4 protein-coding genes are annotated in these 14,174 nt (G+C 73.4%); 1 reads left to right on the forward strand and 3 read right to left on the reverse strand.

The window, feature by feature from the left end:
- Positions 1-186: 186 nt before the first annotated feature.
- Positions 187-1,662, reverse strand: a complete 1,476-nt coding sequence (locus QSK34_RS05975) for a hypothetical protein (protein ID WP_285580806.1) — start codon at positions 1,660-1,662, stop codon at positions 187-189.
- Positions 1,659-7,460 carry a non-ribosomal peptide synthetase gene (locus QSK34_RS05980; protein ID WP_285580808.1) on the reverse strand — a complete coding sequence of 1,934 codons (5,802 nt, stop codon included), beginning with the start codon at positions 7,458-7,460 and terminating at the stop codon, positions 1,659-1,661. Before QSK34_RS05980 ends, QSK34_RS05975 begins: the two co-directional genes overlap by 4 nt.
- Before the next feature lie 207 nt (positions 7,461-7,667).
- Between QSK34_RS05980 and QSK34_RS05985 the strand changes: the two genes are divergently transcribed.
- Positions 7,668-12,833 carry a non-ribosomal peptide synthetase/MFS transporter gene (locus tag QSK34_RS05985; protein WP_285580810.1) on the forward strand — a complete coding sequence of 1,722 codons (5,166 nt, stop codon included), beginning with the start codon at positions 7,668-7,670 and terminating at the stop codon, positions 12,831-12,833.
- Here QSK34_RS05985 and QSK34_RS05990 read toward each other — a convergent pair.
- Positions 12,778-14,139: a sensor histidine kinase gene (locus tag QSK34_RS05990; RefSeq protein ID WP_285580812.1), complete on the reverse strand. Its 1,362-nt coding sequence runs from the start codon at positions 14,137-14,139 to the stop codon at positions 12,778-12,780. The genes QSK34_RS05985 and QSK34_RS05990 overlap by 56 nt on opposite strands.
- Positions 14,140-14,174: the final 35 nt, after the last annotated feature.

The raw sequence follows: 14,174 nt of genomic DNA on the forward strand, positions 1-14,174 counted from the left end.
GCGCCCCGCGCGGGTCGGCCCTGCCCGCCCGCAGGCCCGTCACCACCCGCGCGAGCGGGTCGAGGCCGGAACGGCGCGGGCGCGTCGGGCGGCCACACGTCGTCGGGTGGCCGGCCGGGCGGAGCCGTAACGGAAAAGGGTTGTGACCCGCGGCGGCGGGATGGACCGGTGCGGCGGGGAGGGGAATCAGCGGCCGGAGCCCTCGGTTCCCGCCACGACATAGTGGCGCGGGGTGATCGCCGCCATTCGGCCCGGAAGCAGGCGGAGGCATTCGGTGTGCAATTGCGCCGGGGTCATCGGCGTTTCCACCTGGCAGACGAGATCGGCGCCGACCGACGCGGGAATGCCGCAGGCGTCGGTCACGAGTTTCGTCACTTCCGGCAATGAGACCCATTGGCCATCGGTGAACACCCAGGAATCGTCCCGCTCAATCGGTGCAATTCCTGAAATTTCGGAAATGTCGGAGACATTTCCGTGCCCGGCGGCGATCAATGTCTTCGCTATTCCCTCGCCGAGCAGCAGCGCGTCCTCCCGGGGCAGCACGCGCGGGTCGGCCCACAGGGTCAGGTCGAGTTCGCCGTGCAGCCGGTGCACCCAGAGCGCCGTCCGGCACGGCAACGTCGCCTCCGGCAGCCACGTCGCGCGGACCTCGTCCCCGGAGGTCGCCGGGCGCCCGTTGCGGCCCGTGCCGCTCATGTCGTTGAACACCAGGTCGCGGGCGAAGAACACGCCCCGCTCCCGCTGCACCCGCTCCATGATCGAGATCAGCGCGTCCGCGTCGAAGCGGCTGTTCTGGTACGCCCCCAGCGCCGCCCCCCGCACCCCCGCGAGCACCTCCTCGAAGGAGGCCGACACGGGCACCGGGACCAGGGCGTCCTGGGCCAGCGGCCCCACGTACGAACGCAGGTCGGGCCGGAACCGGTTGGCCGAGATCGACAACACCCCCGTCAGCGGCAGCCCGCCGCGCAGCCCGGACAGGGCCGCGTAGGCGGCGAGCACGGCGGCCGAGCCGCTGACGCCCGTCCGGGCCGAGATGCGGGCCAGCGCGCGGGCCGCGCCGGCCGACCGAATCCGCAGGCGGGGCAGCCGCCACTCGTGGCCGGTGTCGTCGACCGAGGCGGTCAGCGTCGAGCGCGGCACCCGCGACAACGCGCCGTCCCAGTAGCGCAGCGCCGCCTCGGCCCGCTTGCGCCCGGCCGGCGAGGTCTCGGCCAGGGCGACGTCCACGGGCTGCGGCGCGGTGACGGGGTCGAGCGGCTTGCCGACGACGATGTCGTCCCAGTCGGCCAGAAGCACGGCCAGCCCGGCGGCGTCGGCGGCGCTGTGGGTGGTCACCAGCGTCACCTGGTCGCCGGACACCCCGACCCGCAGCGGCAGCTCGTTCTCCACGTCGAAGCGCGCCGTGTGGTCGGCCTCGGCGCCGAACGCGATCACGCCGGAGCCGTGCACCCGCTGCACGTCGCCGTGGAAGGTGGTGCGCAGCGACTCGTGCCGCGCCACCAGCGTCCGGACCGCGTCCTCCACCGAGGCCCCGGCGGGCAGGCCGCGCACCACCCGGTAGTTCATGTGCTCCGGGGGGTCGGTGCGCACGCAGCGCACCATGTTGGCCTGCCCCATCGTGAGCGGGCCCTCGCGGGCCGGCAGCCCCGAGAAGGCGGTCACTGGGGCGTCCCGTGGACGAGCGCGGCGGCCTCCTCGTCGGAGAGCTCGTCGAGCTCGGCGACGATCATCTCCTCCAGCACCGCCGCCAGCTTCTCCACGGTCGGGCAGTCGAAGATGACCCTGATCGGCACCTCGATCCCCGTGATGGCCTTGATCCGGGCCAGCGCGCGGGCCGCCAGCAGCGAGTGGCCGCCGATGGCGAAGAAGTCGTCCAGGGCGCCGACCCCGGTGAGGCCGAGCACCGAGTCGTACACCTCCGCGACGAGCGCCTCGGCGTCGCCGCGCGGTTCGACGTGCCCGAGCGAGGCGCCCGCGTCGGGCGCCGGGAGCGCCCGTTTGTCCACCTTCCCGTGCGGGGTCAGGGGCAGCGCGTCCAGCCACATCCAGACCGAGGGCACCATGTACGCCGGCAGCGCCTCCGACACCCATTCGGCGAGGTCGGTCCGGGTCCCGGTGACGTAGGCGACCAGCCGGTCGGCGTCGGCGACCACCACGGCCCCGGTGACCGCCGGATGCGCGGTGAGCCGCAGCTCGACCTCGGCCGGTTCGATCCGGTGCCCGCGCACCTTGACCTGGTCGTCGATCCGCCCGAGGAACTCCAGCCGCCCGTCGGCCAGGAACCGGGCCCGGTCGCCGGTCAGGTAGACCCGCCCCTGCGGGGTGGGCCGGAACCGCTCGGCGGTGAGCGCGGGCCGGTTGAGGTAGCCGTCGGCCAGGCTCGGCCCGCCCAGGCAGAGCTCGCCGGGCATGCCCGGCGGCACCGGACGCCCGTGGGCGTCCAGCACCAGCACGACCACGCCGCCGACGGGCCGCCCGATCGACGGGCGCTCCTCGTCGCCGGTCACGTCGCCCGCGGTCGCGATGATCGTGCCCTCGGTCGGGCCGTAGGTGTTCACCAGGCGCACCGTGTCGCCGAACCGCTCCCGCCACCGGGCCACGGCCGCCCCGCTCAGCTCCTCGCCGCCGAGGATGACCAGCCGCAGCTTCGGGGGCATCTCGATGTCGAGGGTGACCAGCTCGTGGAAGTACGCCGTCGGCAGGTCGAGCACCGTCACGTCGCGCCCGCGCGGCGAGGCCAGGAACTCCGGCAGCGTCAGCGGCCCGCCGGGCAGCAGTTCGAGGGTCGCCCCGGCCGCCAGCGCCGGATAGATCTCCTCGGCGTGGGTGTCGAAGGAGTAGGCCGCGAACTGCACCACGTGGTCGCCGGGCGTGAGCCCGTACGCCTCCCGCATCCACGCCACCCGCGTGGCCAGCGCCCGGTGCCCGACCACGACGCCCTTGGGCGTCCCGGTGGAGCCCGAGGTGAACAGCACGTAGGCGGCGTCCTCGTAGCTCCCGCCGGCCGCCTCGGCGCGCAGGAACGCCTTGCGCGCCTCGGGCAGCGCCGGGTCGACCGGCAGGTAGGCGGCCCCCGAGGCCCAGGCCGCCAGGAGCGCCCCGATGCCCTCGGGGGTCCGGTCGAGCCCGACCTCCCGGATCGTCCGCCCGTTCTCGTGGACGGCGATGGGGAGCTCCCCGTAGGCGACGGCGCGCCCGTCGGTCCGGACGGCCACCGCGCCGGGCCGCTCGGCGATCTGCCGGGCGATCATGGCGGGCACCCGTTCGGGGTCGGGGACGGCGGGGCCGTGCCCGGCCTCGTCGAGGAAGGCCCGGTCGGCGTCGGTCAGCAGCGGCAGCTCCGACAGGCGGCGGGCGGGGTCGGCGGCGACGCCGAGCAGCAGCGTGCGCAGCCGCTCGGCCACGCCCCGCGCGGTGGCGGCGTCGTAGAGGAGGGTGTCGTACTCGAGCTGGACGTGCAGGCCCTCGGCGTCCTGCCAGGCCTCCAGCAGCAGGTCGAACTTGGCCTGGGCGTGCCCGGACGGCAGGTCGGTCACGGTCAGGCCGGCGAACGGGCGCGGCACCCGGCCGGTCTCGTGGGTGTGCAGGATCGCCATCGTCTGGAAGACCGGCGTGCGGGTCAGGTCGCGCTCCAGCCGGAGCTCGGTGACCAGTTTCTCGAACGGCACGCCGCGGTGCTGGAAGGCGTCCAGGACGGTGGTGCGGGTGGCCCGCAGCAGGTCGGTGAACAGCGGGTCGCCCGACAGGTCGCCGCGCAGCACCAGGATGTCGGTCAGGTAGCCGATCACCGATTCGAGCGCGACGGTGTCGCGCCCGGCGTTGGAGGTGCCGACGAGGATGTCGGTGTGCCCGGTGTGCCGCGCCAGCGTGGTCTGGTAGGCGGCCAGCAGCGCCATGAACAGCGTCACTCGGTTGTCGCGGGCCAGCGCGACCAGCCGCTCGGTCTCGGCGAGCCCGACGCGGAAGGTGACCGTGGCGCTCGGCCCGGCGTTGCCGGTGCGGGGCCGGTCGGGGTGCAGGTCGAGCGGGGTCGGCGCGGCGAGCTGCCGCCGCCAGTAGTCGACCGCCGGGCCGGCGTCGCGGGCGCGCTGCCAGACCGCGACGTCGCCGAACTGGAGCGGCACCGGCGGCAGCTCGACGCCGGAGTAGGCGTCGGCCAGCTCGTCGAGCAGGATGTTCAGCGACACCCCGTCGCCGGTGACGTGGTGGGCGACCAGGCAGAGCACGTGCCCGTCGGGCACCTCGACCACGGTGACCCTGATCGCCGGTCCGGCGGTGAGGTCGAACGGGGTGTTGACCCGGTCGGCGACCGGCCGCGCGGCGTCGTCGGCGGCGATCCACTCGATGACCGGCGTGGTGTCGAGGATCTCGACGACGGGCTCGCCGTCGACCGCCGGGAAGCTCGTGCGGAGGATCTCGTGCCGCCGGGCGACCGTGGTCAGGGCGTCCTGCAGCCGGGCGCGGTCGAGGTCGCCGGCCAGGTGCCGGACCATCCACATGTTGAACCCGGCGTCGGTGTCGGGGTGGAGCCGGTTGAGGAACCAGAGGCGCTCCTGCCCGGCCGACAGCGGCGGCACCGTCCCGGCCGGGCGCGGCCGGGGCACGTGGTCGACCGGCGGGCGGGCCGCGTCGACCTGGGCGGCCAGCCCGGCGACCGTCGGGTGCAGGAACACGGTGCTCACCGGCAGCCGGACCGGCAGGCGCGCGATCACCCGGGTGGCCAGCAGCGAGTGCCCGCCCAGGGCGAAGAAGTCGTCGTCGCCGCCCGGCAGGCCGGTCTTGAGCACGTCGGCGAACACCTTGGCGACCAGGCGCTCGGTCCGCGTCCGCAGCATGCGCGCCGGCGCGGGGGCCGCCTCGGCCCTCGGCAGCGCCTTCCGGTCGACCTTCCCGTTGGGGGTCAGCGGCAGCGCGTCCAGCACGACGACCCGGCTCGGCACCATGTACGCCGGCAGCACCCGCCGCGTCTCGTCGCGCACGGCGGCGGCGTCGCCGGTGACGAACGCGACGATGGTGTCGTCCTGGACGGCGCACACCGCCTGGCCGACCCCGTCGATCGACTCCAGCACGGTCTCGATCTCGCCCAGCTCGATCCGGTGCCCCCGGAGCTTGACCTGGTTGTCGGTGCGACCGAGGAACTCCAGGGTCCCGTCGTCGAGCATCCTGACCAGGTCGCCGGTCCGGTAGAACCCGTCGGGCGTGAACCGCTCGGCGGTCAGCTCCGGCCGCTCGTGGTAGCCCAGGGCCACCCCGAGCCCGCCGATGCGCAGCTCCCCGGGCACCCCGATGGGGGCCAGGTCGCCGTCGGGCGCGACGACCCGCACGACCGTGCCCGGCGTCGGGCGGCCGATGCTGATCGCCTCGGCGCCGCGCGGCACGTCCCAGGTGGTCGAGTAGATGGTCGTCTCGGTGGGCCCGTAGCCGTTGATCAGGCGGCGGGTGCGGGCGGTCAGCTCCCCGGCCAGCTTGGGCGGCAGGGGCTCCCCGGCGGTGATCGCGGTGACCGGCGGCCAGTCGGCGGTGAGCAGCACCCGCCAGCCCGACGGCGTCGCCTGCACGTGGGTGACCCCGTGGTCGCGGATCAGGTCGGCGACGACCTGGGCGTCGCGGGCGTCCTCGGCGAACACCACCCGCCCGCCGGTGATCAGCGGCAGGAACAGCTCGACGGCCGAGATGTCGAACGCGGTGCTGGTGAGCGCCAGCCACACGTCGCCGGGCGTCGACCCGACGATGTCCCGCATGCCGAGCAGCAGGTTCGCCAGCGCGGGGTGCGGGACGACGACGCCCTTCGGCCGCCCGGTTGACCCCGAGGTGTAGAGAATGTAAGCGGCCGCGTCAGGGGAGGTCGGGGTGAAGTCGGCCTCCGGGACGACGAGATCCTCGTCGCGCAGCACGACCTCCGCGCCTGAATCTTTCAGAATGTATTCAACGCGCGCCTGCGGATAGGCGGGGTCGACCGGCAGGTAGGCGGCCCCCGCGAAGTGGGCCGCGAGCATCGCGACGATCGTCTGCACGCCCCGCGAGGTCCTGATCGCGACCAGCCGCGCCGGCGGCAGCGAGGCGGCCACCGACGTGGCCCAGCGGAGCAGCTCGTCGTAGGTGACGTCGTCGACGGCGAGCGCGTCGGGGGTGCGCCGGGCCTGCTCGACGAACAACGAGGTCCAGGTGGCGACGTCGTGGCCGGGGGCGCCCTGGCCCTGCTCGGTCAGCCACGCCCGCTCCTCGTCGGGCAGCAGGTTCACGCTGTCGAGCGGCCGGTCGGGGTCGTCGAGGAGGGCGGTCAGCAGGGTGGCGAACCTGGCGCCCATACGCCGGGCCGTGGCCTCGGTGAACAACTCGGTGGAGTAGATCAGCGAGCCCGTGACCGAGCCGTCAGAGTTGGGCCACAGATCGAGCGAGAGGTCGCAGCGGGCGCCGGTCCAGCCGCTCGGGAACGACTCGGCGTCGAGGCCGGGGAGCGGGCTCGGCACCGTGTCGGCGGTGTAGCTGTGCAGGGCGAACATGGTCTGGTAGACCGGGGTGCGGCTCAGGTCGCGGGGCAGCCCGAGCTCGGCGATGACGCGCTCCAGGGGCACGTCGGCGTGGGACATGGCCTCGATCAGCGTCCGCCGGGTGGCCTTGATCGCCTCGGTGAACGTGCCGGCCGGGGCTAATCGGAGCGGCAGCATGCTGGTCAGGTGGCCGATGACCTGCTCCAGGCCGACGTGGTCGCGGCGGGAGACCGGGGTGCCGACGCAGAAGTCGTCCTGGCCCGAGTGCCGCGCCAGGAACACCGCGAACGCGGTCATGTAGAGCATGAACGGGGTGGCCCGCATGCGCCGCGCCGTCTCGGCGGCCCGCCCGGCGGTCGCCGCGTCGATCTCCACGATCACCTCGGCGCCCGCGCCGCCGCGCCGCGCCGGGCGCGGCAGGTCGGTCGGCAGGTCGAGCACCGGCACCCCCTGGAGCCGCTCCACCCACCAGTCGGTGTGCCCCGCCTCGGGGGCGTGGACCTGCGGTTTCAGTGGTGGGAGCGCTCCAGTTCCGCCGTACGCGTCGGCCAGTTCGCGGGCCAGCACCGCCACCGACAGGCCGTCGGCGATGATGTGGTGCAGCGCGATGGCCAGCACGTGGTCGTCGGGGGCCAGCTCGATCAGCACGACCGTGATCGGGGGTTGCGACAGGTCCATCGGCGTGTTGGCCAGCTCGCGCACCATCGCCCGCGCCTCGTCGGCGTCGACCGCCCTGACCTGGGCGATCGGCACGGGGCCCGGCGGCAGCACCTCGGCCGCCGCGGTGGGGAAGCGGGTGCGCAGGTTCTCCTGCCGGGTCGCCGCGGTCTCGAACGCCAGGGCCAGCCTCGGGACGTCGAGGGGGCCGCGCAACCGGTAGGCGTGGCAGGTCGTGTAGGACGGGTCTGCGGGGTCGAGCTGGTGCAGGAACCACAGGCGTTCCTGGGCCGGGGAGAGGGCGCGAGCCAAGGGGGGAACCGCCAAACTAAAACTGGAAAGTTTGCTTACAGTTAGCGAGATCGCCGTCAGTGAACCACGCGGACGGAGGGGCCGACAAGCCCTCGTCCCGGTCATTGTGTGCACGTGGCGGGCGTGCGAGACTGACGATCTCCGCCCAACTGTAAAGACTATTTACAGTAAGGGAAATTGACAAACCGTCGTCGGAAGAGACGTTCCGTGAGCACACTGTCGGCCGACAAGAAGGCCCTCCTCGCCCAGCGGTTACGACGCCGGGAGGAGACCCGGGCGATACCCCCGCGCGACCCGGCCGCGCCCCTCGTGCTCTCCCCGGCCCAGGAGCGCCTGTGGTTCCTGGAGCAGTACCGGCCGGGCACCACGACCTACACCGTCCCGTTGACCATCCGCCTCCAGGGCGACCTCGACGACGCCGTGCTCGAAGCGGCCTTCCACCAGGTCGCGGCCCGGCACGAGGTGTTCCGCACCCGCTTCGCCGCCGACGACGACGGCCTCCCCGTGGTGACCCTGCGGCCCGAGGCGGGGGCCGAGTTCCGGCTGGCCGAGGCCGGGACCGACGAGCAGGCCAGGGAGATCGTCGAGACCGCCCTGGGACGCCCGTTCGACCTGGAGCACGGCCCGCTGCTGCGCGCCCTGGTGGTCCGGCTCGCGCCCGACGACCGGATCCTGCTGCTGGCGGCCCACCACCTGGTCACCGACGGCTGGTCGCACGACATCGTGTTGTCGGAGCTGCTCGCCCTGGCCCGCGGCGAGGCGCTCAAGCCGCCGCCGCGGGTCGCCTACGCCGACTACGCCGTCTGGCAGCGCGACCGCGACCACGCCAAGGACATCGCCCACTGGCGCGAGCACCTGCGCGACGTCCCGGTGCTCGACCTGCCGACCGACCGGCCGCGTCCGCCCGAGATGGGCCACGCGGGGGCGATGTACGAGATCCCGGTGGACGTCGCCGTCGCCCGCGACGGCACCGTGACCCCGTACATGGTGCTGCTGGCGACCTTCCAGGTGCTGCTGGGCCGCTACTCGGGCCAGGACGACTTCGCCGTCGCCTCCCCGATCGCCGGCCGGAGCGTGCCCGAGCTCGACGACGTGGCCGGCATGTTCGTCAACACCCTGGCCATGCGCGCCGACCTGACCGGCGACCCGACCTTCACCGAGCTCGTGACCCGGGTCCGCGACCGCGCCCTCGACGCCTACGCGCACCAGGAGCTCCCCTTCGACCGGCTGGTCCAGGAGCTGGAGGTCGAACGCGACGTCTCCCGCTCGCCGATCGCCCAGGTCACCATGGCGCTGCAGAACTGGCGGCAGGGCCTCGACGGCCACGGCCTGACCCTGACCCCGTTCCGCGTCGAGGCCGGGGTGAGCCGCTTCGACCTGTCGCTCTACCTGTACGAGCGCCCCGGGGGCTACTGGGCCCAGTTCGCGTACAACACCGACCTGTTCGACCGGGCGACGGTCGAGCGCTTCGCCGGGCACTTCGCCGACCTGCTGGGCCAGGTCGTCGCCGACCCCGACCGGCCGATCTCCTCCTACGCCCTCCCGGCCGGGGACGTGCTCGCCTTCTCCGACGGCGGTCCCGTCGACCGGGCGGGAACGCTCCTGCACGAGGTGGTGCGCGGCCCGGCCGACCGGGTGGCCGTACGCTGCGACGGCGTCGACCTGACCTACGGCGACCTGGCGGACCGTTCCGACGCGCTGGCCGCCCGATTACGCGACCTCGGCGCCGGACGCGACACCCGGATCGCCGTCTGCCTGGAGCAGTCGGCCGAGATCGCGGTCGCCATCCTCGGCGTGCTGAAGGCGGGCGCCGCCTATGTGCCGCTTGACCCGGCGCAACCCGACGACCGCCTGGCCTATCTCGTGGACGACGCGGGCATCGAGATCGCCGTCACCCGGCGCGGCCTGCCCGGCGTCACGCACACGGTGACCCCGGACGAACGCGGCGCCTCCCCGTTGCCGGAGGTCTCCGAGACCGACCTCGCCTACGTCATCTACACCTCCGGCACCACCGGGCGCCCCAAGGGCGTGGCCGTCCAGCACCGGCAGATCCTCACCTACCTCTCGGGCGTGCGCGAGCGCCTGAACCCCCGACCGCAGGGGTCCTACGCGCTGCTCCAGTCGCTGAGCTTCGACTTCGGCATCACCGTCTTCTACCTGTCGCTGATGACCGGCGGCACGCTGACGCTGCTCAACCCGCGCCTCCCGGCCGAGGAGCTCGCGGTGACCCTGCGGGACACCGACCACCTGAAGATCACGCCGTCGCACCTGGCGTCGCTGCTGCCCGAGGCCGACGTCCTGCCGAGGGAACTGCTGCTGCTCGGCGGCGAGGCCTCGCCCGCCGAGTGGGCCGCCGGCCTGCGGCGGCCGGGCCTGCGCGTGGTCAACCACTACGGCCCAACCGAGGCCACCGTCGGCGTGACCACCCACGACGTGGCGGAGGGGGAGAAGGGCCTGCTGCCGATCGGCCGCCCGCTGCCCGGCGCCCGCGTCTACGTCCTCGACCCCGCCGGGAACCCCTGCCCGGTCGGCGTCCCCGGCGAGGTCCACCTCGGCGGCGACCGGCTGGCGCGCGGCTACCTGGGCCGGCCCGCGCTCACCGCCGAGAAGTTCGTGCCCGACCCGTTCGGCGGACCGGGCGCCCGCATGTACCGCACCGGCGACCTCGGCCGCTGGTTGCCGTCGGGCGAGCTCCAGTTCCTCGGCCGCCGCGACCTCCAGGTGAAGGTCCGCGGCTACCGGGTCGAGCTGGCCGAGATCGAGATCGTGCTGGCCGACCTCGACGCCGTCGACCAGGCGGTGGTCGAACTGCGCGCCGACCGCCTCGTCGCCTACCTGGTCGGCGAGCCGCGCGACCTGCGCGCCGAACTGACCGGCCTGCTGCCCGACTACATGATCCCGTCGCGGTACGTCTGGCTCGACGCCCTCCCGCTGAAGTCGCACGGCAAGGTCGACCGCGCCGCCCTGCCCGACCCCGGCACCGACCGCCAGTCCGAATCGGCCTACGTCCCCCCGGCGACCCCGCTGGAGCAGGCCATCGCCGACGTCTGGGCGGCCGTCCTCAACGTCGACCAGGTCGGCGCCGAGGACGACTTCTTCGCCCTGGGCGGCCACTCCCTGCTGGCCGCCCAGGTGGTGGCCAAGCTCCGCCGCGTCACCGAGCGCCCGGTGACGATCATGGACATCTTCAGGCACCGCACGGTCCGCGCCCTGGCCTCCCGCACGGACGACGGCCCGCGCCGCCTCCTGCACCGCCTCACCCCGCCCCGGCGCACCACCACGACCCTCGTCTGCGTCCCGTACGGCGGCGGCAGCGCCGCGATCTACCAGCCCCTCGCCGACGCCCTGCCCGACCACGTCGCCCTCTACTCCGTGGCCGTCCCCGGCCAGGAGTGGGGCCTGGACGAGGAGGCGCGGCCGATCCCCGAGGTCGCCGACGCGTGCGTCCAGGAGATCCTCGAACGTGTTCCCGGCCCGATCGCCCTCTACGGCCACTGCGGCCTCGGCGTGATGCTCGCGGTCGAGATCACCCGCCGCCTGGAGGCCGCCGGACGCGAGGTCGAGGTGCTGCACCTCGGCGGCGTCTTCCCGTTCTCCCGGCCGAGCTCGGTGGTCGGCAGGGTGCGCACCATGGCCGAGAAGCTGCGCTCGGACCGGATGTGGGCCAACGGCCTCATCGCCGCGGGCCTCGACGTCGAGGAGCTCGACGACGACCAGCTCAAGGCGATCATCCGCAACCGCCGCGAGGGCACCCGCGAGGCCGAGGCCTACTTCACCCGGCTCTGGTCGGAGACCGGCGGGCCGGTGATCAACGCCCCGATCACCGCCGTCGTCGGCGAACGCGACCCGGCCACCGAGTTCTACCAGGAGCGTTTCCGCGAGTGGCTCCGGCTGGCCCCGGCCAGCTCGTGCGTCGTGCTCGACGAGGCCGGGCACTTCTTCCTCAAGCACCGCGCCGAGGAGCTCGCCGAGATCGTCACCACCCGCGAGAAGGTGCCCCGCACCCCCGAACGCACCTGGTGGACGCAGGCGACCTCCGACGAGCCCGTCGCCGACGAGGGCCCGAAGCCGAGCATGAAACGGTTCGGGGCGGTCGCCGCCGGTCAGCTCGTCTCGATCATCGGCTCGGCCCTCACCGAGTTCGCCGTGCCGCTGTGGATCTACGTCACCACCGGCTCACTGGTCAACTTCGCGCTGTTCTCCGTCATCGGCCTGCTCCCCGGCATGCTGGTCGCCCCGCTCGCCGGCGTCATCGTCGACCGCTACGACCGCCGCAAGGTCATGCTCGCCGGAGACGTCGGCGCCTGGTCGACGCAGCTCGCGCTCGGCGTGCTGCTGTGGACCGGGAACCTGCACATCTGGGCGATCTACCCGCTGCTGGCGGTCCTGTCGGTGGCGCTGACCTTCCAGCGGCTCGCCTACGGCGCGTCGATCCCGCAGCTCGTGCCCAAACGGCTGCTCGGGCACGCCAACGGCGTCGTCCAGATGGTCACCGGCTCGGCCCAGCTCATCGTGCCGCTGATCGCCGCCGGCCTGATGGGCACCATCGGCCTGAAGGGCATCCTCGTCATCGACGTCGCCAGCTACACCTTCGCGATCGTCTCGGTGCTGCTGGTGAAGTTCCCCCGCACGATGGGGCTGCGCCGCCGCGAGACCATCTGGGCCGAGATGGTGGGCGGCTTCCGCTACACCTGGTTCAACCGCAACTTCCGCGCCATGCTGCTGTTCTTCGCGGGCCTGAACGTCTTCCTGTCGCCGCTGTTCCTGCTGCTCAGCCCGCTCGTGCTGGCCTTCGGCGGCAACGACCTCGACGACGTCGCCCGGGTGTCGGTCGCCGGCGGCGTCGGGGTGCTGCTCGGCGGGCTCGCGGTGGCGTTGTGGGGCGGCCCGCGCCGGCGCCGCATGCGCGGCATGCTGCTGGCCACCCTGGGGCTCGCGGTCTTCTGCGCGGTCACGGGGCTCCGGCAGGACCTCGCGGTGATCGCCTTCGGCGCGTTCGGCATGTCGCTCGCGCTGACCGTCGTCAACGGCATCTACGCCACGATCGTGCAGGTCAAGGTGCCGCAGCGGTTCCACGGGCGGGTCATCGCGCTGAACACCCTGATCGCCTGGTCGACCCTGCCGCTGGCCTTCGGCGTGGTCGCGCCGTTCGGCTCGGAGCTCATGGAGAACCTCGTCGACGGCCCGAAGGGCGCCGGCATCGGGCTCCTGTACGTCGTCTTCGCCGCCGCCATCGCGCTGATCGCCCTCGTGGCGCTGCGGGTGCCGCGCCTGGCCCGGTTCGACGCCGACGTGCCCGACGCCCCGCCGGACGACCTCATCGGTCGTCAGGCGGTGGCGGACCGGCGAGAGGCAGCCGCATCACGAAGCTGACGCCGCCCGGCACCGGCTCCACCCTGACCGTGCCGTGGTGGGCCTCCACCACCTCGCGGGCGATGGCCAGGCCGAGGCCGGTGCCGCCGCGCATCCGGCTGCGGGCCGTGTCGAGCCGGGTGAACCGCTCGAAGATGCGCTCGCGATCGGCCTCGGCGATGCCCTCGCCGTCGTTCTGCACCGTCAGCACGGCCTCGCCGCCCTCGGCGGTGAGGCTGACGGTGACCTCGCTGGCGGCGTGCCGGTCGGCGTTGTCGAGCAGCTCGCCGAAGGCCCGCGCGAGCTGCGGCTCGATCGCCTCGACGACCACGCCGGGCTCCAGCCGCAGCTTGCGCGGCATGCGCTCGGAGCTGGGCTTGAGCCGGGCGCCGACCAGCCCGGCCAGGTCGACCCGCTCCTTGACGTTCGCCTCGGCCGAGCCCACCCGGGCCAGGAACAGCAGGTCGGTGCAGATCGCCTCCAACCGGTCGGTGTCGCGCAGCGCCGCCTCGATCGCCTCCGGCATGTCCTCGACGTGCAGCCGGCCGCTCTCCAGCTGGGCCCGGATGCCCGCGATGGGGGTGCGCAGCTCGTGGGAGGCGTCGGCGGCGAACTGGCGCTGCTGCTCCACCGCCCGCTGCATCCGGCCCAGGGTGGCGTTGGCGGTGCGGGCCAGCCGGGCGATCTCGTCGTCGCCGGGCGGGACCGGCACCCGCTGCGTGAGGTCGCGGACGGTGATCTCGGCCAGCTCGTTGGTGATGTCCTCCACCGGGCGCAGCGCGCGGCCGGTGATCTTCCAGGCCAGCCAGCCGATCAGCGCGGTCAGCAGCGCCACCTGCACCGCGATCGCCAGGGCCAGGCTGCGGGTGGTGAGGAAGGTGGGGGCCTCACGGGCGGCGTACACGACCTCGCTGTTGGAGTCGGTGGTGGCTCTTATTCCGACACCGTAGACACAACTCTTCTCGGGCAGCGCGCAGGAGGTGAAGCGGATGATCCGGTTGTCGGGGGCCGGCCAGACGGCCGTCACCGGAGGGAGGTCTCGGGCCGGGTTGCTCGACTCGATCACCCGGCCGCCGGGGGCGACGACCTGCACGTAGTCGATCTCGTCGCGGATCGGGATGGGGGAGGGCACGGTGCCCATGCGGATCTCGGCCGAGACCTGCGATGCGACGTTCTGGCTCGCCTCGAAGATGTTGTCGATCACCAGCCTGCGGGTGATCAGGTTGCCGCCGACGCCGACCGGGATGAGGATCAGCAGCGCGATGGCCACCGCGACGAGCGTCAGGCGCGCGCGTATCGAGCGGGTCCGCAGCCAGGGGAGGGACATCCCTTGAGGCTACTCACCGTGATCTCATCGCGCCG

The sequence above is a fragment of the Herbidospora sp. NBRC 101105 genome (assembly GCF_030269205.1).
GTDB lineage: Bacteria > Actinomycetota > Actinomycetes > Streptosporangiales > Streptosporangiaceae > Herbidospora > Herbidospora solisilvae.